The sequence below is a fragment of the Cryobacterium sp. Y29 genome (assembly GCF_002929825.1).
In the GTDB taxonomy this organism is placed as follows: domain Bacteria; phylum Actinomycetota; class Actinomycetes; order Actinomycetales; family Microbacteriaceae; genus Cryobacterium.
Genome location: NZ_PJJN01000026.1, coordinates 139396 through 159797 on the forward strand (window position 1 = coordinate 139396; position 20402 = coordinate 159797).

The following is a 20402-nucleotide window of genomic DNA, read 5'->3' on the forward strand; positions in this document are numbered from 1 at the left end:
TTACCAGTCTATTTGCCGGGTGGACCCAACAAGACACAAACCGGTCGACAAAATTGGCGCGACCACGCTGTGGAAGCCGTTGCTGGCCGGCCCGATCTGGCCGATCAGGCATTCCCCGGCGAAACGCACGGAGAACTGGATGGAGTCGGCGGCCAGATCAGCCTGGGTTCGATCAAAAGTCACCTCCATTGCGGCGCGGTCGAACCCGCCGGCCACGAGCGCATCGATATAGGCGCGTCCGTCAGCTGCGGGGTTGGCTTTGGTGACGGCGGCGGCGAGAAAGTTAAAGTACACCAGGTTCTCGGCCGCGGTTCCGTCGGGCAAGAGCGTTGCATCAGGCGCCGGTGTGGCCGACGGCTCAGGCGCGCCGGAGTTGGACGGCGCCGTGTCGTTAGCGGGGGGTTCTGCAGGGACGCCGGTGCACGCGGTCAGGCCGACCCCGAAGAGCAGCCCAGCGCTCACCATACCCAGCACGAACCGCAGGCGCGGTGCACGTCGCCGCGCTGTTTTCGCGCGCACACTCTGCCATGCTGATTTCGCCACGCCCACGATTCGCCTCCCCCAGTCCACGCACGTGGACGATGCTACGAGTCTAAACGGGCATACGCATCCTGATCAGCGTCGATGTCGATTGGAACAAAGCCGTCGTCGGAACGGTCGATCTGACTACTTTCCGCCTCATACGCGGTGGCTGATGCGGCGGACTCTGCTGGCTCTACCGGTTCTGGCCCGGTCAGCTCGGCAGGGGTTCCAAAGGGAGCGCTACTGCGCACCGGCGTCGTGGTGTACCAAGTTAGGTCGTGGCCGAGAGCGTCGGCGAGGATATCGACATCAATTCCGGATTTTTCGGCGTTGGACCATTTGCGAATAACCAGGCGGCCGCTCACGATGACGTGCTGGCCCTTACTGAGCGACGACGCCGCATTTGTGGCCAGCTGGCGAAACGTCGTGACGGAGTACCAGCTGCTCTCGTCCTCAACCCACTCATCTTTCGTGCGGTCAAGATGACTCTGGCGGGAGGCCAGTCGAAAGGACGTGATCGGGGCGCCGTTTTTGCCCACACTGCGGCGCGGGACGGTGCCGATGATTCCGGATACGGTGATGTGGTCGCTCATAGTTTCTTCCGGCACGGTCATCGCGTGAATACGCTCACGTCAGCCGCCGAGCGAACACCCGGCGCACGCGACCCGGGAACGGCAACTCGTGCCAGTCTTTGCCGTTCCCGGATCGCACACTGTGAGTGTGCTGCGCGGAACGACGCCGCGGCGCACGCTGTGTCCGATCAGTGGAGAACGGGGCAGCGAAACGACTGTGGAGGAGGAACTAGCTGACCAGGTACTCCGAGTAAGACTTGCGGATCTTGTTGACCTTGGGCACTGCGACCGCCATGCAGTAGCCCTGTCCAGGATTCTTGGTGAAGAAATCCTGGTGGTAGTCCTCGGCCTCGTGGTACTCGCCAAGCGGCTCGATCGTGGTCGTGATGCCGGCACCCCACCATTCAGTCGCGCGATCGCGGGCCGTTTCAAACAGCTGCTTTTGCGCGTCGTCGGTGTAGAACATTGCCGACCGGTACTGGGTACCCACATCGTTACCCTGCCGATTGAGCTGGGTGGGGTCGTGCAGGGTGAAAAATACATCAAGAATCACGCTGGCCGGAATGACATCGGGATCGAAGGTCACCGCGACGGCTTCGGCGTGACCGGTATGACCGGTGCAGACCGCTTCATAGCTCGGGTTGGTTGTCGTGCCGCCGGTGTACCCCGACACGACATCGCTTACTCCACGTAAGACCCGATACACAGCATCGAGACACCAAAAACATCCACCTGCGACCACGAAAGTTTGCATCTTATCAGTGTAACTCCTCGCGTACTGCAGCCTCCGGTCGAACCGGCATTCACGCCTCCTGTTCGCCTAAAGCGGATGTCGGTGGTCGCCCGTACGCTGAAAAACACCCAGGGCGGCTGGGATACTGCGGCATTATTACGGAGGCGCACAAATGACCACTCTCATCGCACCGATTCTTCGCTCAGCAATTTCCATCACAGCACGCCCCGCATCGGCACTTCCCACAACAGCGCTTCCCATAGTGCGTGGCCGCAGCTTCATCCTCGTGCGCGACGGGCTGTGGCGCATTGTCGATCCGGCCGGCGTTGTCATCGGGTATATCGAACACCACGTCGGCGTCGACGGCAACCGATACAGCGCCCGGAGAATCGTCTTCGCGACCCGCACCCGAGACCTCGGCGAATTCTGTCGCATCGACGATGCGGTGGACTGCTTTCGCTAGTGCCGAACTAACAAATACACCCTCGTGAGAGGAAGGAGTGCACTTGCCTGAGGGCACGCCGCGTCTGATCCCAGAGAACAGGGTTCGGCACGGATAAAATCCTGCACATGGAATGGTGGAATAACTTCGTAGCCTGGTTTACCGACGTCAGCACCCAACCGATGATTTTCACCGCGGTCGTGTTCATCGGCGCGATCATCATTGCCAGCGTGCTGGCCGCGTTGATCTCGCGCGGGGCCATCAAACGGCTCATTACCCAGCGCGATCGCGAGATCAAGGTGGCTGCTATCGCGACCCTCGTCGACGCCGCCACCGAGGCATCCGTGTGGAATTCGCTCACGCCGCAGGAACAAGTCATGAGCGACCGCGCGGTCGCCCAGGCCGATATTCAGGTACGGCTGCTGCCAATTCGCGGATCGGGAATCGCCGCGAACTGGGCTGCCCACGAACTCTACGAACTCAAGCGCACCTCCGCCACGTTCGGTTACCAGCTGGAGCCGGCGTTGGTGGAGTTTCGTGACCGACTGATCGAATGGCAAAACAAGCCCGCCCGCGCACGCAAGATTTTTCAGGGCGATCTCGACCGATGGAAGTTGCAGAATTCCTCCACCGAGAAGAGCCTGCTGGCAGAGCAGGAAGCGTGGGTGGCCCAGCAACACCACGACCAATACAACCCCACCGATTCGGCGCCCGCTCCGATGCGGGCCGCGCCGCTCACACCGGCGGTCGTCAACCGAACTGCTTCATCCGCGTCGACGGCTTCGGACGCTTCGACCGAGACCCAGCGCCTTTTGGATGACGTGAACAAGCTCGAGGTGCGCGGCACCGACCCGCTCACGCGCTCCTCGGCGGCCCCCACCGTATAGTCGCTCTTCTCAAACAAACAACGAGCCGGTCGGCGCTTTCTCAGCGCTGACCGGCGCGTTGTTTGTTTACCGTGTCGGCGACGAGTGCCACCACGTGTCGAACAGTGACGCAGGTACGCGCCGCTTGTGCTCGGTGCTGAGATAGCGTGCCTCGATGGCCTCGGCCACTTCATCTTCGACCGACCGGCCCTCGAGAAAGTCGTCGATGTGCTCATACTGAAGACCGAGGTTGGCCTCATCGGTCTGGCCAGGAGTGTGGTCGAGCAGGTCAGCGGTGGGGTCCTTCAGATAAAGCTGTTCGGGCGCACCCAGCTCCATCAACAGGGCGCGACCCTGCCGCTTGGTCAGCCCGGTCAAGGGCAGAATATCGGTGCCGCCGTCGCCATACTTGGTGAAGAATCCGGTCACAGCTTCGGCAGCATGGTCGGTTCCGACCACGAGCAGGCCGAGTTGGCCGGCCACGGCATATTGGGCGATCATGCGTGAGCGAGCCTTGATGTTGCCCTTGGTGAAGTCCGTCATAGCTACCTCGAGGCTCGCCAGGAATTCACTTTCGAATCCATCGACGGCGAGTTCAATGTTGAAAGTAGCCTGCGAGGGCGGGCGGATAAATTCCAAAGCAAGTTGAGCGTCCACTTCGTCCCGCTGCACCGCGTACGGCAGGCGCACTGCCACAAAGGTGGCTGGATGCCCTTCCTCGGTCAGTTCGTCGACCGCCAGGGCGCAAAGGCGGCCGGCGAGGGTGGAGTCCTGGCCGCCGCTAATGCCGAGCACGAAGCCCTGGGCACCGGTGCGTTTCAGGTACTCCTTGAGAAATTTCACCCGACGGCGCACTTCGGCGGCCGGATCGATAGTGGGTGACACGTTGAGTTCGGCGATGATTCGCGCCTGGAGTTCTCGCATACCTAAATCTATCAATCCTCGAGAAATGGTGCTCCCGCACAATTCAAGAAATATGGCTGGGCGCACCTGGCCGATGGGCAGCGAAGGCGACGACATTCTGTCGGCACGGTAAACCAAACGACCCCCCTTCCGGCCACTGTTCTCGAGAATGCGAAAGTAGTGGCGTTAGTCCACCACAACGACGAGTTTTGCCTTCTTGAAGATGAGAAGAAACTTCTGATATGGCATCACTTTTATGCTGAGATTTACTCGCTTACATGGTTGATTCGGGCTATAATTGTGGGTGAAGGAGGCACTGACGCCATGACCCTCACCGCTCCGCCTGCTGCAACCGGCTCTGTGCCGGAACCTGAGGGTTCTCGGGTTTGGGTTATCGGTCAGGCTGGTGCATTGCTGGGCTCTGTTCTGGATGGAACACGGTTTGGTCACCTTGATGATGCTGAAGCCGTCGCGGTTATGGCAGCGTTGGAAGAACTTGGTCGCAAGGTTGATGGTGCCAGGCTACGAGCTACCACCGACATCGGCGTGCGCGCTGAGACCGACCGTGGCAACGGGTCCCTCGCCTTCCAGAACGGATGCCGTAACCGGGTTGAATTCATCACCCAACTCGCCGGTATCTCCAGCCGCGAAGCGAAACGTCGTCTAAAGCTGGGCGAAACCGTCGTGGACCGCACGCCGATGGGTCTGCCCGTACCCGCGCGGTACCCCGTCATCGCCGCAGCACTGGTCAGCGGCAACCTCGGCCTGGAAGCGGCAGAGATCATCGCTGGCACCCTCACCGCCCTTCACGGAAAAGTTCTGCAGGATGACCTTGACCATGTGGAACGTGCCCTGGTCGCCTCCGCGACCGGCGCGATCACCCCGGAAACCGTCGGACTGCCCGGGGCCGGCATCCGCTTCGCCCCTGACCTGTTGCGGGCGCAGGCCTTGGAGTGGCAGGGCCGGCTCGATCCCGACGGTACCGCCCCCAACGACGACACCGTCGAAGCAAAGAGCACATTGACGTTCGGGCTGCTGCACCACGGGCTCTACCCGCTGCGCGCCGACGTCACTCCTGAGCTGCGCGGCATCATGGACACCCTCTTCGACACCTACCTGTCAGCCCGGTCTCGCACGCCCCGATTCGAACCCACCGAACCCCTCGACGGCCCCGAATCCGGCACCGGCACCGAACCCGAGTTGGACGGTCTTGACAGCGCAGACCCTGCCAACCCAGACGGTGAGCGATTCAGTGCCGACCGGTTCACCGGCGACGCTCGCTACGACGGCGACTCCCGCACCGCCGGTGAGAAACGCGCCGACATCCTCCGCTTCGTCTTCGAAGCGGCCGCGCGCGATCCGAAGACCCCGACCATGGGCGGCGCCGCCCCCACCGTCATGATCCACATCAACGCCACCGACCTTCAACACGGGCGCGGTGTCGGCTGGATAGACGGCATCGAAGCCCCCATCAGCATGCGCCGGGTGAAGGAAGCCATCTGCGCCGGCGGCGCCCAACACATCATCTTCGGCACCACCGGCACCATCCTCTACCTCGGCGACACCGTCCGCTGCTTCACCACCAAACAACGCACCGCGATCGCCGCCCGCGACGAAGGCTGCATCATCCCCGGCTGCACCATCCCCGCCCGCTGGAGTGAAATCCACCACGTCATCCCCTGGCACAAACACGGCCCCACCAACATCGACAACGGCGTCCTCCTCTGTTGGTTCCACCACCACACCATCACCACCAACGGATGGAACATCCGCATGATCGATGGCAGACCCCAGGTACGCGGCCCACTGCTCTGGGACCCCACCCAAACCTGGCGCCCCGCCCGAAGTCACCGCGCCAACACCCCCAGCCCCGAACCGCCCTGGCGCACCTAAGACGAACCTTGCCACTCATGGTGTGCACGAGACGGCGCTTCCGCATCGGCTAGACTGCAACCATGACATCGGAGTCCCACAGCACGCCATTTTCCAGCCTCGACGACTACATCGCGTTGCCCCGAGTGGAAGGTCTCACCCTCTCACCCGACGGGGTGCGCGTCGTGGACCCAGAGGAGTATCTCCAGAGCGTCTCGCAGTGCCGGCCGAGCCTTCGGTAAGGATGCCGCCATTGCCAGGAGCGTCGCAGGACTGTTCCCTCGGAGTCCGAGCCATTGTTTAAGTGCCGACACGGCGAGGTCGCTCCCCCAGTCGTGGCGCAGACGGAACAAATCGATGATCGTCCGCTCCGCCGAATACAGGCCGATCGATCACACCAGCTCGGGGTGGTGAAGCAGCGATGGCAGAATCTTTGGTCGAGTGGGCATCCGGTGAACACGACGACGCGTTCTGAGCAAGCTCGTTGGACGACCTCGACGGGCCACTCATGGCGGAGCCGCCGCACCCGATCAGCTGGAACCTCCTCTGCGCCGACGACGCCGAGGCCGAATGGATCGAACTCAACCGCTGGGTGAACTGGCTGCGACGCACCTACGGGCTACCGGCATCCGTCGTGCCGCCGTTCTGGCATCGCCACCCCGAACTCGTTTGGGAGCTCTCCGCGCTACACCCCTACACTGGCTCGGCGCCTCCGACCCCGACCAGCACGGCTCCGCCCCGATTGGCTGGCACCGTGACTTTGCGGATGCCCGCCAGTGGCTGCGCGACTGGGTCGCGATCTCCGGCACTCGGCTGGGGCGCGACCGATCGACGCGGCAGACGGCATGGCCAGGAGAACCGCCGGCCTACGCCCTCGAAGACGTCGTCATCGGCGATCGCGACGAGGACTTCGTGCAGTTCGGCGTCGACGATGTCGCGCGTCGCCGCAATGCCGAGGCATCGTTCTACTCTCGCGCTGAATCTAGTTGATATCGCCAAGCCTTGGCTCTTGCGAAGGGCGCAAAAGGGATTGGCTCGCTGTCGCAGTTGACGCCCGCGGGATTCTATTGATCGAAGCAACACCTATTTTTAGGTGGTTTGCAATGTTTCATCGTTCTTCGTCAGCAGCAGGTGTCCGGTTTCTCGCCTCGATCAAGGAGGGTCGCGGTCTCAAACCCTCCGCCCGCGACGCCGGCATAGACAAAGAAGTTGGCTACCGATGGCTGCGCGAGAAATACCTCGAGTTGCGGCGCAGTGGTAAAAGCCCGGCGGACGCGACAGCAGAGCTAGGGTTCACGACCTCGCGTCTCTTGGCCTGGGAAGCGGACGTCGATCGCACTGATGACCGGCACCATTTACGGGTCGACAGGGACGAGGAGGCCAGATTCTGGGCCTCCTTTACCAGCGGTCAGAGTGTCCGTGACGGGGCCCGAAAGGCCGGAGTCGCGCGGTCCATGGCCTACCGATGGATCGAGAAACGCTTCGCCGGCCTTCGACTCGACGGCCACACCGTGCGGCACTGCCAAACCCAATTGCGCCTGAGCGAGGACCAGGCGCGCATGTTCGAGGAACGCAGGCTGAAGGAGCTCCGGCGAGAGGCCAGTACCGCGAGAACGGCCCAGCACGCCGCCACGCTCTCGTCCGAACGCTACGCCGACCGGGTGCTCGTAGCCGAACCCACGGCCCGACAAGAGTGGCTGAGGAATCGCAAGGAAAAGTACTGGCAACTCATGCGCGACGGACTGAGCAATGCCGATGCCTGCAGACTATTGGGCATGAACCGAGCCTCCGGAACCCAACTGCGACAAAACACCGACTTCCAAATCCCACGACACACGGCCCGTCGAGAGTCAGCTGGCCGCTACCTTGAAGCCCGGGAGCGACTTCAAATCGCCGACCTGCTGCGCTTGGGCCAGTCGATGCGCGCGATCGCGGCGGCGCTCGGTCGACAGCCGTCCACCATCTCCCGGGAGCTACGCCGACACCGCCGCGACGGCGGACTTTACCTTCCCAGAACGGCTGATCATGACGCACAGTTGCAACGAGCCCGGCCCAAGGTCCCCAAACTCGTCTCAAACGTTCCGTTACGGCTTTTGGTGCAACGCAAGCTGAACCGCTACTGGTCCCCGGACGAAATCTGCGGGTGGATGAAGAAGGACTACCCCGACGATCAGACAATGCGCCTCAGCCCGGAAACGATCTACCGCGCATTGCTACTCCGCGACGACTACGGCCTCCACAAACGATTTGCCGTGAAGCTGCGAACCGGACGACGCATCCGCAAAACGCGCTGGCGCCGCCGGATCGGACGTGGATCCCGCATCATCAACATGACCATGATCGACAAAAGACCGGCCGAGGTCGAAGACCGCAAACAAGCCGGCCATTGGGAAGGCGATCTCATCGTCGGTCTTGGTTCGGTCTCGGCAATGGTGACCCTGCGAGAACGAACGACCCAATACGGCATCATCGTGAACCTGCCAAAGAATCACACTGCAGCAAGCGTCAACGCCGCCATTATCGACGCGTTCGCGACCCTGCCGCGCCACTTGAAACGCACACTCACCTGGGACCAGGGCATCGAAATGGCTTGGCACGAAGCACTCACGCAAACCACCGGAGTCCCTGTCTTCTTCGCAGAACGCTCCAGTCCCTGGCAGCGCGGCGCGAATGAGAACTTCAACGGACTGGCCCGCCAGTACTTTCCCAAGGCACCAACCTGGCACTGCACAGCGCTGAGCACGTTGACTTCGTCGTCCAGGAGCTCAACGATAGACCTCGGAAAACACTCGGCTACGACACTCCGACCGAGCGGTTCAACGCCGAACGCGACACCCTCGGGCTCGTGACCCGCAGATCCCAGTATCCGTGCGGATGTGCCCGCTCAGCGTCCGTCTTGCGGGCACCTACTGCCCTACTCTTACGCCGTGAAGAAACTGCGGCGAGGCACATATGACCGGTCTGCGGATGCGGCTTACTTCAACATCTCGCCTCGAATAAAAGCTCGGGAGGCTGTTCAGCAAGACGTCCACGGAATCGACGGCCGAGGAGAAGTCATCCTCGACTTCGATAAAGACGGCAAGCTTCTTGGGGTCGAGATCCTCGGCGCCAAGTCCCTACTGCGCCCGTCCACCCTGAAACAAGCCAAGCGAATCGGCTGACACAGTGGTGCTCCTGTCCTATCGCAGTTCACCTCGGTGAGGGCAAATATGGCTCAACAGTTCACTCTAGGCTGAGGCAAATGCCAGCTCCCAACAAACGACCCAACGCGCTCCAGCTCCTCCTTGTCGGTCTCATCGCCCTGATCCTCGCAACGGCGTTAATCGTCACGAGCGGCGTCCTGGCAACGTGGCTGGATCCCGAGCCAGAGACCAATTTCACGTACCACTTACCGTGAATGCAATCCGCGCTGCGGGAGCGTCCCATAGGCGGTCAGGCTTCTGATGGTCACAAAACTTCTGCCTGCGGAATGTCCCACAGCTTGTGGGACATTCGTCCAACGGCCTGTTGGGCAATTGCGCGAGGGCTCGACAGGCACGCCGACAGTACGTTCCCGCTGACCGTTCCCCCTGCGGAAGGGCGGAAAACAGGGGTGGGTGGTACCCGCGATCGGATGCGCGGGTACCACTTGTGTCAGTTCGTCTCTTCTTCCTCCGGAGGAGCGACGGGTGACACGACGGGAGGCAGCTCGATATCGGCGAGGATCCGGCCGACGGCACGCCACTTTGCTGCGGAGGCGGCATCGAGCGGGTGCTCAGGAGTGTCTTCCAGGTCTTTCAATTCTCTGCCCAGAATGGCGCTGGCGATCTTTGTGATGAGTTCGCGCAACGAGTCGGTACGCATATAAGCACCGATGTACTCGCCGTTGGGTACGGGCGCGAGTTGCGTCGTATAGGCGCTCACAAAATTGTCCGCCGCCTCAGCGCGTAGGTAGGGGCTCTCCAAAGTCTGGTACCAGCGGCGAAGGAAAACATCACAGGGCGCCTCGTCATGAAGGTGCCGTTCGTCGTCACGAAAAATACGGTTATAGATCTCATCGGGATTGAGCTGGTTCGCGAGTTCGATCGCCTGATCCATATTTCCTTGGTAGATCAGGTCGGCAAGTTCAGGGCTCGTCTTTTGATCCATCCGTTGCTGAAGTTGCCTCCGAAATCGGCGCGGACGACAGTGGTCTGCCCATGCGGAGCCCCGGCGAAGTCGCCATTCCTCTCTGGCCTTGACGACGTCCGTAGTTGCCGAGATTACCAATGCGGTGACGGCGATCACTTCAAGTGCGGTGGTGATGGGCGATCGTTTCATCTATTGCTCCCTCTTCAGATATCGCAGCACAGCACTGCTGTGCTGGTCAGGCGCAACTTTCGTACCCGGAACCCTGCCGCAGGCCGCCGCGACAAGGGACACCTGAGCAACTGACTCCCACGTAGCTATGGATATTTCTCTACGATGTGTCGGTTATCAGAATAGAGGGCTGCTCCTGGCGTAGCTGACTCGTTGACGTGCCCCATGGTGGTTGGTGAAACGGACAGTTTCGGTGCCAGTGCACCCGTCCACGACGATGGGGGCCAGCGGCATCGACACATCCTCTCGCGGCGGTCTAAACATCCGGCTGGGCCACCCGATATCGTGGACCTGCCGATGGAATGAGACGGAGCGACAGTGACGAGTCTGTTTGAGCGCTGGAAGAAAACCGATCCGCGAGCGTGGACAACGGAGGCCGTTGAAGGTTGGCTGGAAAAGGAATTTCTGGCCTATGAGATCCCGTTGGCAGCGATTTCCAGTGCGGACTACCGCAATGATGAAGAGGTCCGTGAAGACCTGATCTACAAGCTGTACACAATCACTCACCCTGATGTACTTCAACGCCTGTACAGCGCAGAAGAGAAAGCGATGAAAGACTGCGGCCCTGAGGCCTACGAGGACTATTGGAGGAGCCTGTTCCTGAGGCAGAATCATCGCCCGGGAGCCGAAACGTCGCATACGGCATTGACGGATGCGACGTGGCTGGCCTACAACTTGCTGACGATTCAGCACGCGCTGGGGCAGCGCACATCGATTGTTCTTGAACGCGAAGGTGGTCAGGTAACCGGGGCCAAAGTATATGGAATGTCCGATTACCTCAGCACATTCTTGGTCGCGGTGACGGGTTACCGGGAAGCCGGAACCAACGAGCGTAACTACTATTCCATGGTCACTGGTGACGTGAATGATGTCAGCTTCAACTGGTACCTCGACTGCCTGGCGCGCCACGGAATGATCTAACAGCGCCGGCGGCTGCTCAGTAAGTCCTATCCGCAACGGACCCGAAAAACCTCCCGTCCCGCTCAGGGTTCGGCTTACGAGGTGTGTGCCCGCGACCTGATGTACATCAGCGTATAGGAGGCACCTGCGACGAATATAAGGATGCTAATAATCCCACTGAAACCGACGGTTACTGTCGGGCCGAAGTAGATGAAAAACCCTATCCCCGTGAGGACAGCGCCGACTCCCGCGATGATCCCCTGGGTGGCGCGTGGACGCTGCAAACGATGATCGAGTATCCCCAAAGCGAGCGACGCACCAAAAACAGCGGCCACACTGAACAAAAAGGCACCAAATGTGCTGAACATGAGTTCAACGATCAGAGGCGGAGCTGCAACCTGGGGATTGGCCAGTGCGGCAGCGAAATGTGAACCGATGGCCAATACAACTGCTGAGGCCACACCGAGACAAACACCGAGAAACATGGTGAAGACCACCGCTCCGGGATTGCAGACGACCTCATCCTCTTCACTAAGTGTCCTCACGGGAGACAGCCTCGCACATCCTTGCTCTATTGGAAGCAATTCCCACTTGGGGTTCGCCTTGTGGCGAAGCAGGGACACGTTTCAGGTGCCCGGATGACCCGGCGCTCGTCGCGGGCTGGCAGCCTGGTATTGCCCGAGCAACCAGCCGGTACCGAATGCGAGTATTAGCAACCCAATAGGCAACAGTGCGCTCCCAATCTGGCGATGGGGCGAGAGCTGCACGCCGGGCGGGAAGAATGTCGTATCGCTCAGCGGCGCGTAGGCGAACCATCCGAAACTCGCTTGGCCGCTCGGCACCAAAAGGAGAACGAGTCCGATGACGGCTGCCACGGCGCCGAGGACGACCATGGATGCACTCACCCAGCCCGAGCGGTTTGATCTGAAATCTTCGCCTTGCCCAGGTTGCATTTCGCCCATGTGGCTAGGTTAGGCGATCTACCACTTCCACGAGATGAAAGCCCCGTAACGGGCTCCGCCTAGGGGCTCGCGTTGCGCTCCGGCCCTAGCGATGGATGCTCCTACGCGCGATAGTGCTGGGCAACATTCTCTTTAGAGTCCAAGATGATTTCCACGTTGGCTTTCAGGCGATTTTTCGCTCGGTGATATCGGCTTCGCGCGGTGGTGGCGCGCAGCTGAAGGAGTCGTCCCGCTTCGACAAGGGTGAACCCGTCAAAGTGCACGAGCATGATGATTTCGCGATCCGCGTCTGACAATGTGGCCAGCGTACTGAGGACAGCTGCCATCCGAATATCCTCGGGGCTGAAAGCCGCGTCGCTGTCAAATGCAGCGCTCTGGGGATTGACCAGCAATTCCCCACGCAGTCGATCTGCGAGGGCGATTTGGCGCGATAAACCACGGCGATAAGTAGCCAGCACTTTGCGAGCGATCCCGAACATCCACATCCGACCCTCAGCGTCATCCTCCGGGATCGAGTCCGCCCGGCGCCACAGCACCAACAAGGTCTCCCCGAGAAGGTCGGCCGCGTCGGCTTTTCGAGTGACGCGATGAGAGAAAAATGAGAGCAGATTACCTCCTTCTATGCGTGCTAGCGCGTCCACCTTCGCCCGGGTCGCGAGATCACTGTGCGTTGCTGAAGTGGTGCGAGAGTTGACTCTCGGCGCGAACAGCCAGTCCCTGCCCGTGTTCATTCGCTCTGGGCACTGCAGGACATGGAATGTCCATTAAAGATGACCCCGGTGGTGTCGGCGGGGCCATGGACGATGCCGGGAAGGACCTCGCCGGTCTTCTCGAAGAGTGCGGTGTCGATCGCGTCTGCCAGCCGTGAGGAAACCGTGCTCGATGGCGTTGCCTGGGCTTCTGCGGTATCGAAGAGGTCCTGGCCGAATCCAGACCAGTCCTGCGTGCTGATGTAGCTTTCGATCTTCGCCTCGGATGCCGCATCCAACTGCCGGAACTCGATGAAAGCGTTACACGTGACTGCGGTGCCGCCAGCCTCCACATAATTGACGGGGATCGCCGTCGTGGTGCGTTGGAGCCCCGCCTCAAGACTTTGGAATGGCGGGATTCCCATTTGAATCGCTGTGACGCTTGCGCCGGCGGTCACCAGAACCGCAGCAGTAGCAGTAGCAAAAATGCCCCATACGACACCGCGTGGTAGTTTCTTGCGCGCAGGCTCGGGCGGAATCGTGTGCACTCGCGTTGAGTCCACCAGCTCGGCGACGGCACTGGATACGGCGATGTTCCAGCGGTGGCCGGCTCCGTTCAAGATCTGGTCGAGTTCTTTCTCATCCATGGTCATCCTCCAAAGGCTTGTCATACCTAGGTAATGGCCAGGACAAGGCAAAGTGTTGCAGCATCGAGAAGATTCTGCACTTATCTCGCGGCGGCTCCCTCCAGGCCCCAACGCGCCCACGCTGCGGAGTCCTGAGTGTCCCGCAAGGCGTTCCCCATCCGGTGACGGGGAAACTGAGCGAATTGTTTTCGAGGGAACCATTGGATTGCCCGGTCGATATCAGCTTCGATGACTGCCCTAGGATCAGGGAATGATGCCAGCCGACAACGCCACACATCGTGCGCGGCTGCGGACGAGGGCGGGGTCTCCTGCATTGAAGTTCGTGCGGGACCTCGTCGTCATCGTGGTCATTGCGATCCTGATCTCAGCCCTTCTCAAAACGTTTGTTGTTCGTTCGTTCTACATCCCCTCTTCTTCGATGGAGAACACGCTCCTGGTCAATGATCGAATCATCGTGAACGAACTCGTTCCTAACCTGATACCGATCGAACACGGCGATGTCGTCGTCTTCACCGACCCGGGAAATTGGCTACCACCGCAGCAACCCGTGCCGCTGAATCTTCTGAGTGCAATAGACGCCGCGCTCACTGCTGTGGGGCTGAGCACCGGCGACAGCAATAACCACCTCATTAAAAGAGTTATCGGCCTTCCCGGGGAAACCGTGGTCTGTTGCACATCGACCGGACAGCTCACTATTGATGATGTCCCCATCGGCGAGCCGTACATCCAGGTTCCTGACGCCCAATCCCGGGCAACGAAGAGTCCATTTGCGGTCACCGTGCCCGACGGAAAACTTTGGGTAATGGGCGACAACAGATATAACTCGGCCGACTCGGCCTTCCACTATCTCAACGGCTCGCTGGAAGGCGGTTTCGTCCCCATCAGTAGCGTCGTCGGCCGCGCAGTCGTAGTGAGCTGGCCCGCTAAACATTGGGGATGGCTCGGCAACTATCCAGAACCGTTCACTCCTACAGGCCATTGAATTACACGATGAACTCGAAATACGAGGGGTAATTCTTGAGCTCAACTGGTCCCGTACGGGACCGAGATCGCGGGCGTTGAAGTAGCCGTTCCAGTTGAGGCCTCTCATCCTGCCAATCTAGTTGCCGAAGGGCATCCGGTCGGTAGTCGAATAGCGCGGGTATTCCGGCGTCCAAGGGGGCAGTGGCAGTCGTCCCGCAAGGCGTCCATATTCGAGTTTGACTCTTGGGGGTGAAACCTTTGGGGCGTTCCCGGACAATACAGGGTATGAGGGATGACGTCGTGGGGGATTCGGGGCTGTGGTCGCGTGGAGTTGATGGCAGTGGGTCGGCGTTTGGAGAGCTTTTCGACATCCACCATGATCGGGTATTCCGGCACGCGTATCGCTTGGTCGAGAATCGGCATGATGCCGAGGACGTCACGGCGACTGCGTTTCTCGAGCTCTGGCGCCGGCGCGCGGATGTGCGGCTGGTCGATGGTTCGGTTCTCCCGTGGCTTCTTGTGACCACAACCAATGTCGCTCGGAACGTGCGTCGCGCGGCTCGGCGCTACCGTCAGCTGCTCGACGCACTGCCCAGGAGTGAAAACACCATGGACCCAGCAAGAATTTTTCTCGCCGCACACCCGATGGACGCGTTCGATCCTCAGCTCGCGCTCGGCCTGCGTTCGTTGAGTGCGGCGGACCTGCGGTTGGTGTCCCTCGTCATGCTCGAGGGATACACGATCGCGGCGGCGGCACTCGTGCTTGGCCTCACCTCATCAGGGGCAAAGACCCGGCTGCACCGTGCTCGACTCCGACTGCGCGTCGCCATGGGCGAGACGCCTATCCCCAGTTCGCGGACGATCCCCGAGGGAGGACGACCATGAATCGCGTTAGTTTGGATCCAGTCTTCAGCGAGGCGTTCCGCGCAGAGCTGGTTGCGCGGGTTGACGCATCGCCGGCACCCCGTCCGAGGAAGCACCGTCGTTGGTGGCTGGCTGGTGGCGCGTTCGTCGGAGTCGGCATGCTCGGCACGGTCGCCGCCATCGGTGGCGGTCTGCTTCCCCTTCCGGGCGGACAGGAAATCACCGTCCTCTCGGCGCCGATCACGGAAGTACACAGTGGGTCGGCGACCATTGAACTCGGTGCACCGCCCGACGGTGTTACACACGTGGCAATCGAGTACCGCTGCCTCACCCCAGGGGCGTTCACCTTTTCAGACGGTACTAACGGGACGTGCGCCGAGGCGGACGCGAACTCACGAACGGGGATCACGACGGGTAGCCTCCCGCTGGCGCCCGGACAGCATACGGTCACCATCGGCGCCGATCCCGGCGCGCGCTGGCAACTCACGGCAACTTACGTGAATCAGGTGACCACGAGGTGGGGCGTTAATGGCGACGGGAATACCTACGGCGTCCAGAACGAGAACGGGGTACCGGATCTGATCGCGGTATCGGCCACCAACGGTCGGATCGGCTACGCCAAGAAAACCGACCTGAATGAGGCAGATGGAACGACCGCGGCAGAGCATTTCACGACCGCGCAGGAAGCGCTGCGCTGGCAAGAAGAAAACGCCGGCAGGTCAGTGAGCATCCCGGTCTACGAGGAAGACGGCACCACTGTCGTTGGGAGCTTTGTCGTCGAATGAGCATTGGCGAAGTGCCCGAGGCAAAGCACTTGCGCAGTCGCAACCGGGGGAATGCGCACGCATATCGGTTTCCCCAATCTTCGGCCCTAAGCCTGCTCAAAGGAGGCCGAACGGCCTGCGGCACCCGTCCCGTAAGACGTTCCACTGCGACACAGCAGTGGCGCACTCTGGCGCCGGGTGGTTTGGCTCCAGATCCGTCGTGCTAGACGTCCGGCTTCCGGACTTGAATCCTTGCTTCGGAGAGCGCCTGCTGAGACGATCAGGTGTGTTGACGCTAATCCCCACTCGCCACCTGTGGCCGGGGTACGTCTCATCTGCGCTGGCCACTCTGTTCTTTGGTTCCTTGATCGTGGCCCCGCACCTCGCGCCAGGGCCGTGCATGGAGTCGTACCCCGTGCAGTGCAGGATCGTAGAAATCGTGGGCGGCGGGCTCACAATCACCAGCATTATGCTGCTCGTCAGTGTCGCTTCCCTATTTCTCGCCAGCTTGGTGACTCGACCGCGCTTGCGCGCGGTGAGCATCGTCGCCGGGTTCGTTGGACTGGTGATCGTCATGACCATTGGCGTGGACCTGTCGTTGGTAAACGGAATTGAGCTTCGCTACTAACCGTTCCCCCGCGACACAGCGTCGGCGAACGCGGACGCCAGGTGGTTCAGGCGAAGAACTGTCGCGCTCGACGTCCGGCTTCTGACGGTCACAAAACTTCAGCCTGCGGAATGTCCCACAGCTTGTGGGACATTCGTCCAACGGCCTGTTGGACAATTGCGCGAGGGCTCGACAGGCACGCCGACAGTACGTTCCCGCTGACCGTTCCCTATCGGGAACCTACCTAGAGCCAGGGGATCGCAGGAGACTTAGGAGGCCCACTCCTCGGCGACGATCTGCATCGATGCCGAGGCACGGTATGCCTCGATGTCGTCGGCGGCGAGAATAGCGCTGATCAGCTCTTCGGTGCCTGAGACATAAACGCTCGCGCCGTAGAGGTCGTTCCCGACGGCCCAGACACCATCCGCGGGTATCCACCACTGGGCACTTCTGCCGCCGGCCGTCTCCTCGAAGGGTTCCGCGCCGTCGGCGAGGTCGCCGGCGAGAACATGCATGCGACGCTCGGGCATGAGCATGATGCTTGCTGACTTTCGCAGGTCCGCGCGCATGTCGGCGTATCCTTCCCAGACAAGGAAGAAACACTCGGTGGGTGTGGCGGTGTGGTCGCGGAGAAGGCGGGCGAGCGTTGCTGCCACGGCGGGTTCGATGGTCCCGACTCTGACATCTACGTCCGGCTTGTCGTCGAGAAGGTCGGCCCACTTCGACATTGCGTCCACCTCAGACTGCTCCGCAGCAAAGGTACGCCAGGCAAGGGGGCGACCGTTGTCGTCGCGCATGGGGTTCATGACACGCGCATAGGAAACGTGCCCACGAGGCAGGTATTCACCCACGGTCATCGATCCGCCTTGGAGAGATGGCAGCTCAGCAATGACGTGCGGGACGGTTCTGATCGGATGCAATACCATCTCTGCACCTTATCGAGTAGTCGAGGTCAGCCCGATGCCGATCTGTCGGAGAGAGGTTTCCCCTGCGCGCCGCCCCACGCCGGAGCCGCCACGCTAGGAGAACCGGAAGTTGTTTCGTACCGCAAGAGGTTCGGCTTGCGGGCGGCCGGTGCTGCTGGGTGCGTACTCTGTGGAAAGCTGAAAGCGTGGAGTACGACAACGCAATCGACACGCTGATCGCATGGGCGCAGAACAGCGAGAACGTGCGCGCGATGGTGATGACTGGTTCCGCAGCTGCGCACGAGACGCATCCCCTGTCGGATCGCGATATTGAGATCTATGCCACGGATCCGACACCGCTCCTTGCAGACGATTCCTGGTGGGATCAACTTGGGGAGGTGCTCGTTGTCGAACGCTTGGCAACCCCCGGTTGGCACCCGGCCCGCTTGGTTTACTACATCGGGGGCAAGCTGGACCTGACCGCTATCAGGGCTGACGCGCTTTCGATGATCCGCCATGAGCGGCCTTTCACCTTCCTCGTGGATAAAGACGGTCTTTCCGGCTCACTGCACGTGGCTGCGGTGAGGTCGTCATTGCCCGACGAAGCGGCATTTCAGGAGCGACTGAACTGGGGGTACGCGGCTGCACTGATGTGCGCGAAGGCAATCGTCCGAGACGAGCCATGGTCAAACAAGATTCGAGACAGAGACCTGAAAGCGTCACTGCTGACCTTCATCGAGTGGGATCATTACGTGCGCCACGGTCTTGACTACGACGTGCGCTTCCTGGGTTCCCGCATGCGGCAGTGGATGGACGCCGACGTGCAGCAAGCACTTGAACAGTGCTGGGCGCATTTCGACGTCGTGGACTCTGCCAGGGCTCTGCGCGCTTCGATCGCCTTGTTCGCCAGGCTTGGCAGATATATCGCGGACGGCCTTGGCTTCCGGTCTTTCAACCACGAAAGCGTCCACCGCGAGGTCGAAGTCATCCTCGCCATGCATCCGGATGCCCGCTAGAGGATCGGCGAATTCCAGCGGTCGTCGCGACGAAGGGATGAATTCGTCGAACGTGGAATGGGACGCGAGGAGACTCTATAGACCGCGATCGAGGCCACCTCTTCGGTCCCAAATACCTTTCCCAAATGCGAACCCACGCGGGGCTATTGCGGATGGCCGTAGCTGTGTGTTGTCCGCCGTAATTCTTGGCGTGGGGTTTCGGCCGCCTCGTCCTCCCGCTCGACCTTGTCGGTCACACGCGTCAGCGGCTGCGGCCCGACAGGCTGCGGATCGCCCATGCGATGACTGCGCTAACCAGGAGGACGGCGCCTACCCAGAGCAGGAACTGCAAGGCCTGAACGAAACCACCGACCAGCAGCAAGATAATGGCGACGATGACGACGATGACGACGATGACGAAAATATTCATCTAATGCTCTCTTAGCGTGGTGAGAAACAGCGACGCTACCGGGGTCTGCGGCAATAAATGCTTCGTCGAATTTAGCCAGGGAACGATGCGAAAGTCAAAATACCCTGGCGTCAGGTCATCGCAACTAGTCATCAGTCGCCGGACCTTCGAGGCGGGAGAGTAGGGCTGCGAGCGCTCGGGCGATATCCATCGCGATGGATATCGCGGCGCCCATCGACGTCGCCGGAGTGGAGTCCTCTATGTTGTCAAGCTCGGCCATGAGGGACGCAAGCGCATCTGCGGCAGCGGAGTGCGCCGTCAGATCCGTATTTCCTGAATCCCAATCACGCAGCGCCGCAGCCATCGCGTCAAGCGCCAGGCTCACCGACGGGCGCAAGTCCTCTCTCAGTTGTACCTTGATCGGGGTGCCCCACATTGCCCCAGCCAGTACCTCCGTGAGATCCCTCACATGAAAGGCGATGGTTTCGAGCGCAGCAAGGTCCTCGTAGTCGGCGCTCAGGTCTCGGTGGCGGTGGATTCGAGCCCGCGGATTGACTTTGCGGCTTTCGTCGGCCTGCTGCAGCGCAGTTCGCAGCCCGCTGGAAAGTTTGATGAGCGAGTCTTTGCGCGACGCCCAGCCATCCCGCTCCGGTGGCCAGTTCTCGGCCAGGGCTTCGGCGACCTCGGATAGGTGATCGGCCAGCGCCGAGCGATAGTTCGAGAGGTTCTGGCCCACGGCATTGAGGTTCAGCGCGGGAAAGACCAACATGTTGATCAGGAGCCCGATGACGATGCCGAGGCTGATTTGCACGGCATAGCCGATGGAGTAAGAGTCGGCATCGGGCCCACCCACGATCAACACGAACAAGACCGTCACGGGTATGTATTCGCGGTTGTTGCCGAACCACCCTGTCGCGGCGATCAGCGCGCCGATGCCGACGGCGACCGAAATCGTCACCACGTTCGGCTGGCTGAAGACGAGCACAGCCGCGGCGAGCACAATTCCGACTGCGAGACTGCCGAGGGTCTGCAGAGCATTCCGAACCGAACCCATGAGCGTGGGATACATGCTCACGAGGGCACCGAGAGGTGCGTAGTAGGGGTAGTTGTCGGCGACCCCGGGCAAGTACGGAGCGATTGACCATGAAATGCCGACGGCTACTGCGGCCTTGCCGGCCTGCAGCATGCGCGACCTGGTTATCTGCGATTTCAGCTGCCATGCCGTGTGTATAACTGGTGCCAGCGTGGTGCCTGTCATGATTGTTCCATTCGATCACCGTGCCCACCGGGTGTTCGTTGCTTCGTTACCGTACCGACCGAACCGGGGAATTTCCAGGCAGTGCACTCCGTTTGAGTTGCCCGGTCATCGTTCCTTTTGCGGGCCTCGCTGTTCGTTCGGGCCGCAGGCGAAGGTCACGGCGCGCGTTGAAGAGCCTGCGTCCGGGCCAG

General features: G+C 61.0%; 25 protein-coding genes and 1 pseudogene. 14 read left to right on the forward strand and 12 right to left on the reverse strand.

The window, feature by feature from the left end; all coding sequences use genetic code 11:
* The 3 genes from CXY74_RS03425 to msrA form a co-directional block, all read right to left on the reverse strand.
* Nucleotides 1-543, reverse strand: a complete 543-nt coding sequence (locus tag CXY74_RS03425; protein ID WP_233193187.1) for a hypothetical protein — start codon at nucleotides 541-543, stop codon at nucleotides 1-3.
* A 41-nt stretch (nucleotides 544-584) separates the two neighbouring features.
* Nucleotides 585-1115, reverse strand: coding sequence for a single-stranded DNA-binding protein (locus CXY74_RS03430; RefSeq protein WP_158252289.1), 531 nt, complete (start codon nucleotides 1113-1115; stop codon nucleotides 585-587).
* A gap of 208 nt (nucleotides 1116-1323) precedes the next feature.
* On the reverse strand, nucleotides 1324-1848 hold the full coding sequence (msrA, locus tag CXY74_RS03435; RefSeq protein ID WP_104197803.1) for a peptide-methionine (S)-S-oxide reductase MsrA: 525 nt from the start codon (nucleotides 1846-1848) through the stop codon (nucleotides 1324-1326).
* 151 nt (nucleotides 1849-1999) lie between these two features.
* On the opposite strand from msrA, the gene CXY74_RS03440 reads away from it, so the two are divergent.
* Both CXY74_RS03440 and CXY74_RS03445 read left to right on the forward strand, forming a co-directional pair.
* Complete coding sequence (locus tag CXY74_RS03440; RefSeq protein WP_104199133.1) at nucleotides 2000-2290, forward strand: DNA mismatch repair protein; 291 nt, start codon at nucleotides 2000-2002, stop codon at nucleotides 2288-2290.
* Nucleotides 2291-2397: 107 nt separating this feature from the next.
* The gene (locus CXY74_RS03445; protein WP_104199134.1) at nucleotides 2398-3156 is read left to right on the forward strand and encodes a hypothetical protein; all 759 of its coding nucleotides are present in this window, start codon (nucleotides 2398-2400) and stop codon (nucleotides 3154-3156) included.
* Between the two features lie 66 nt (nucleotides 3157-3222).
* Here the strand turns inward: CXY74_RS03445 and nadE are convergent, their stop codons facing one another.
* Nucleotides 3223-4059 (reverse strand): ammonia-dependent NAD(+) synthetase, encoded by an 837-nt coding sequence (nadE, locus tag CXY74_RS03450; protein WP_104199135.1) that lies wholly within the window; start codon nucleotides 4057-4059, stop codon nucleotides 3223-3225.
* Between the two features lie 303 nt (nucleotides 4060-4362).
* Between nadE and CXY74_RS03455 the strand changes: the two genes are divergently transcribed.
* From CXY74_RS03455 to CXY74_RS17490, 6 genes and pseudogenes are all read left to right on the forward strand, one after another.
* Nucleotides 4363-5931, forward strand: a complete 1569-nt coding sequence (locus tag CXY74_RS03455; protein ID WP_104199136.1) for an HNH endonuclease signature motif containing protein — start codon at nucleotides 4363-4365, stop codon at nucleotides 5929-5931.
* Between the two features lie 62 nt (nucleotides 5932-5993).
* Nucleotides 5994-6152: a hypothetical protein gene (locus tag CXY74_RS17485; RefSeq protein WP_158252290.1), complete on the forward strand. Its 159-nt coding sequence runs from the start codon at nucleotides 5994-5996 to the stop codon at nucleotides 6150-6152.
* Between the two features lie 266 nt (nucleotides 6153-6418).
* Nucleotides 6419-6900, forward strand: a pseudogene (locus tag CXY74_RS03465) (hypothetical protein).
* Nucleotides 6901-7013: 113 nt separating this feature from the next.
* Nucleotides 7014-8759, forward strand: coding sequence for an IS30 family transposase (locus CXY74_RS03470; RefSeq protein ID WP_199183129.1), 1746 nt, complete (start codon nucleotides 7014-7016; stop codon nucleotides 8757-8759).
* A gap of 78 nt (nucleotides 8760-8837) precedes the next feature.
* Nucleotides 8838-9071, forward strand: a complete 234-nt coding sequence (locus CXY74_RS03475; protein ID WP_233193188.1) for a DUF2283 domain-containing protein — start codon at nucleotides 8838-8840, stop codon at nucleotides 9069-9071.
* Between the two features lie 80 nt (nucleotides 9072-9151).
* Complete coding sequence (locus tag CXY74_RS17490) at nucleotides 9152-9307, forward strand: hypothetical protein (protein ID WP_158252291.1); 156 nt, start codon at nucleotides 9152-9154, stop codon at nucleotides 9305-9307.
* 236 nt (nucleotides 9308-9543) lie between these two features.
* Here CXY74_RS17490 and CXY74_RS03480 read toward each other — a convergent pair whose 3' ends face one another.
* The gene (locus tag CXY74_RS03480) at nucleotides 9544-10209 is read right to left on the reverse strand and encodes a hypothetical protein (protein WP_146070042.1); all 666 of its coding nucleotides are present in this window, start codon (nucleotides 10207-10209) and stop codon (nucleotides 9544-9546) included.
* Nucleotides 10210-10566: 357 nt separating this feature from the next.
* Between CXY74_RS03480 and CXY74_RS03485 the strand changes: the two genes are divergently transcribed.
* Complete coding sequence (locus CXY74_RS03485) at nucleotides 10567-11169, forward strand: hypothetical protein (protein WP_104199138.1); 603 nt, start codon at nucleotides 10567-10569, stop codon at nucleotides 11167-11169.
* 74 nt (nucleotides 11170-11243) lie between these two features.
* Here CXY74_RS03485 and CXY74_RS03490 read toward each other — a convergent pair whose 3' ends face one another.
* The 4 genes from CXY74_RS03490 to CXY74_RS03505 form a co-directional block, all read right to left on the reverse strand.
* A complete protein-coding gene (locus CXY74_RS03490; protein ID WP_104199139.1) occupies nucleotides 11244-11693 on the reverse strand; it encodes a hypothetical protein in 450 nt (149 codons plus the stop codon).
* An 81-nt stretch (nucleotides 11694-11774) separates the two neighbouring features.
* Entirely contained in the window at nucleotides 11775-12110 is a 336-nt protein-coding gene (locus CXY74_RS03495) for a hypothetical protein (RefSeq protein ID WP_104199140.1), read from the reverse strand.
* A 101-nt stretch (nucleotides 12111-12211) separates the two neighbouring features.
* Nucleotides 12212-12841 carry an RNA polymerase sigma factor gene (locus CXY74_RS03500; RefSeq protein ID WP_104199141.1) on the reverse strand — a complete coding sequence of 210 codons (630 nt, stop codon included), beginning with the start codon at nucleotides 12839-12841 and terminating at the stop codon, nucleotides 12212-12214.
* Nucleotides 12838-13446 carry a hypothetical protein gene (locus CXY74_RS03505; protein ID WP_146070043.1) on the reverse strand — a complete coding sequence of 203 codons (609 nt, stop codon included), beginning with the start codon at nucleotides 13444-13446 and terminating at the stop codon, nucleotides 12838-12840. Before CXY74_RS03505 ends, CXY74_RS03500 begins: the two co-directional genes overlap by 4 nt.
* A gap of 250 nt (nucleotides 13447-13696) precedes the next feature.
* On the opposite strand from CXY74_RS03505, the gene lepB reads away from it, so the two are divergent.
* The 4 genes from lepB to CXY74_RS17255 all read left to right on the forward strand — a co-directional run bounded on the left by lepB (nucleotide 13697) and on the right by CXY74_RS17255 (nucleotide 16665).
* Nucleotides 13697-14428 carry a signal peptidase I gene (gene lepB / locus CXY74_RS03510; RefSeq protein ID WP_104199143.1) on the forward strand — a complete coding sequence of 244 codons (732 nt, stop codon included), beginning with the start codon at nucleotides 13697-13699 and terminating at the stop codon, nucleotides 14426-14428.
* A 266-nt stretch (nucleotides 14429-14694) separates the two neighbouring features.
* Nucleotides 14695-15294 carry an RNA polymerase sigma factor gene (locus tag CXY74_RS03515; protein ID WP_104199144.1) on the forward strand — a complete coding sequence of 200 codons (600 nt, stop codon included), beginning with the start codon at nucleotides 14695-14697 and terminating at the stop codon, nucleotides 15292-15294.
* A gap of 137 nt (nucleotides 15295-15431) precedes the next feature.
* A complete protein-coding gene (locus CXY74_RS03520) occupies nucleotides 15432-16058 on the forward strand; it encodes a peptidase M56 family protein (RefSeq protein ID WP_146070044.1) in 627 nt (208 codons plus the stop codon).
* 265 nt (nucleotides 16059-16323) lie between these two features.
* Nucleotides 16324-16665: a hypothetical protein gene (locus CXY74_RS17255; protein WP_146070045.1), complete on the forward strand. Its 342-nt coding sequence runs from the start codon at nucleotides 16324-16326 to the stop codon at nucleotides 16663-16665.
* Between the two features lie 248 nt (nucleotides 16666-16913).
* Here CXY74_RS17255 and CXY74_RS03530 read toward each other — a convergent pair whose 3' ends face one another.
* The gene (locus tag CXY74_RS03530) at nucleotides 16914-17501 is read right to left on the reverse strand and encodes a hypothetical protein (protein WP_146070046.1); all 588 of its coding nucleotides are present in this window, start codon (nucleotides 17499-17501) and stop codon (nucleotides 16914-16916) included.
* Between the two features lie 254 nt (nucleotides 17502-17755).
* Here CXY74_RS03530 and CXY74_RS03535 point away from each other — a divergent pair, with 254 nt between their 5' ends.
* A complete protein-coding gene (locus CXY74_RS03535; protein WP_104199148.1) occupies nucleotides 17756-18565 on the forward strand; it encodes an aminoglycoside 6-adenylyltransferase in 810 nt (269 codons plus the stop codon).
* Between the two features lie 241 nt (nucleotides 18566-18806).
* On the opposite strand, the gene CXY74_RS17665 is transcribed toward CXY74_RS03535, so the two are convergent.
* Nucleotides 18807-18974 (reverse strand): hypothetical protein, encoded by a 168-nt coding sequence (locus CXY74_RS17665; protein WP_199183130.1) that lies wholly within the window; start codon nucleotides 18972-18974, stop codon nucleotides 18807-18809.
* A 124-nt stretch (nucleotides 18975-19098) separates the two neighbouring features.
* A complete protein-coding gene (locus tag CXY74_RS03540; RefSeq protein ID WP_104199149.1) occupies nucleotides 19099-20211 on the reverse strand; it encodes an aromatic acid exporter family protein in 1113 nt (370 codons plus the stop codon).
* Between the last annotated feature and the right edge of the window lie 191 nt (nucleotides 20212-20402).

Coding starts and splice junctions, on each gene's coding strand:
- CXY74_RS03430 (WP_158252289.1), bottom strand. CDS start 1,115: ATGAGCGACCACATCACCGTATCCGGAATCATCGGCACCGTCCCGCGC.
- msrA (WP_104197803.1), bottom strand. CDS start 1,848: ATGCAAACTTTCGTGGTCGCAGGTGGATGTTTTTGGTGTCTCGATGCT.
- CXY74_RS03440 (WP_104199133.1), top strand. CDS start 2,000: ATGACCACTCTCATCGCACCGATTCTTCGCTCAGCAATTTCCATCACA.
- CXY74_RS03445 (WP_104199134.1), top strand. CDS start 2,398: ATGGAATGGTGGAATAACTTCGTAGCCTGGTTTACCGACGTCAGCACC.
- nadE (WP_104199135.1), bottom strand. CDS start 4,059: ATGCGAGAACTCCAGGCGCGAATCATCGCCGAACTCAACGTGTCACCC.
- CXY74_RS03455 (WP_104199136.1), top strand. CDS start 4,363: ATGACCCTCACCGCTCCGCCTGCTGCAACCGGCTCTGTGCCGGAACCT.
- CXY74_RS17485 (WP_158252290.1), top strand. CDS start 5,994: ATGACATCGGAGTCCCACAGCACGCCATTTTCCAGCCTCGACGACTAC.
- CXY74_RS03470 (WP_199183129.1), top strand. CDS start 7,014: ATGTTTCATCGTTCTTCGTCAGCAGCAGGTGTCCGGTTTCTCGCCTCG.
- CXY74_RS17490 (WP_158252291.1), top strand. CDS start 9,152: ATGCCAGCTCCCAACAAACGACCCAACGCGCTCCAGCTCCTCCTTGTC.
- CXY74_RS03480 (WP_146070042.1), bottom strand. CDS start 10,209: ATGAAACGATCGCCCATCACCACCGCACTTGAAGTGATCGCCGTCACC.
- CXY74_RS03495 (WP_104199140.1), bottom strand. CDS start 12,110: ATGGGCGAAATGCAACCTGGGCAAGGCGAAGATTTCAGATCAAACCGC.
- CXY74_RS03500 (WP_104199141.1), bottom strand. CDS start 12,841: ATGAACACGGGCAGGGACTGGCTGTTCGCGCCGAGAGTCAACTCTCGC.
- CXY74_RS03505 (WP_146070043.1), bottom strand. CDS start 13,446: ATGGATGAGAAAGAACTCGACCAGATCTTGAACGGAGCCGGCCACCGC.
- lepB (WP_104199143.1), top strand. CDS start 13,697: ATGATGCCAGCCGACAACGCCACACATCGTGCGCGGCTGCGGACGAGG.
- CXY74_RS03515 (WP_104199144.1), top strand. CDS start 14,695: ATGAGGGATGACGTCGTGGGGGATTCGGGGCTGTGGTCGCGTGGAGTT.
- CXY74_RS03520 (WP_146070044.1), top strand. CDS start 15,432: ATGCTCGGCACGGTCGCCGCCATCGGTGGCGGTCTGCTTCCCCTTCCG.
- CXY74_RS03530 (WP_146070046.1), bottom strand. CDS start 17,501: ATGACCGTGGGTGAATACCTGCCTCGTGGGCACGTTTCCTATGCGCGT.
- CXY74_RS17665 (WP_199183130.1), bottom strand. CDS start 18,974: ATGAATATTTTCGTCATCGTCGTCATCGTCGTCATCGTCGCCATTATC.
- CXY74_RS03540 (WP_104199149.1), bottom strand. CDS start 20,211: ATGACAGGCACCACGCTGGCACCAGTTATACACACGGCATGGCAGCTG.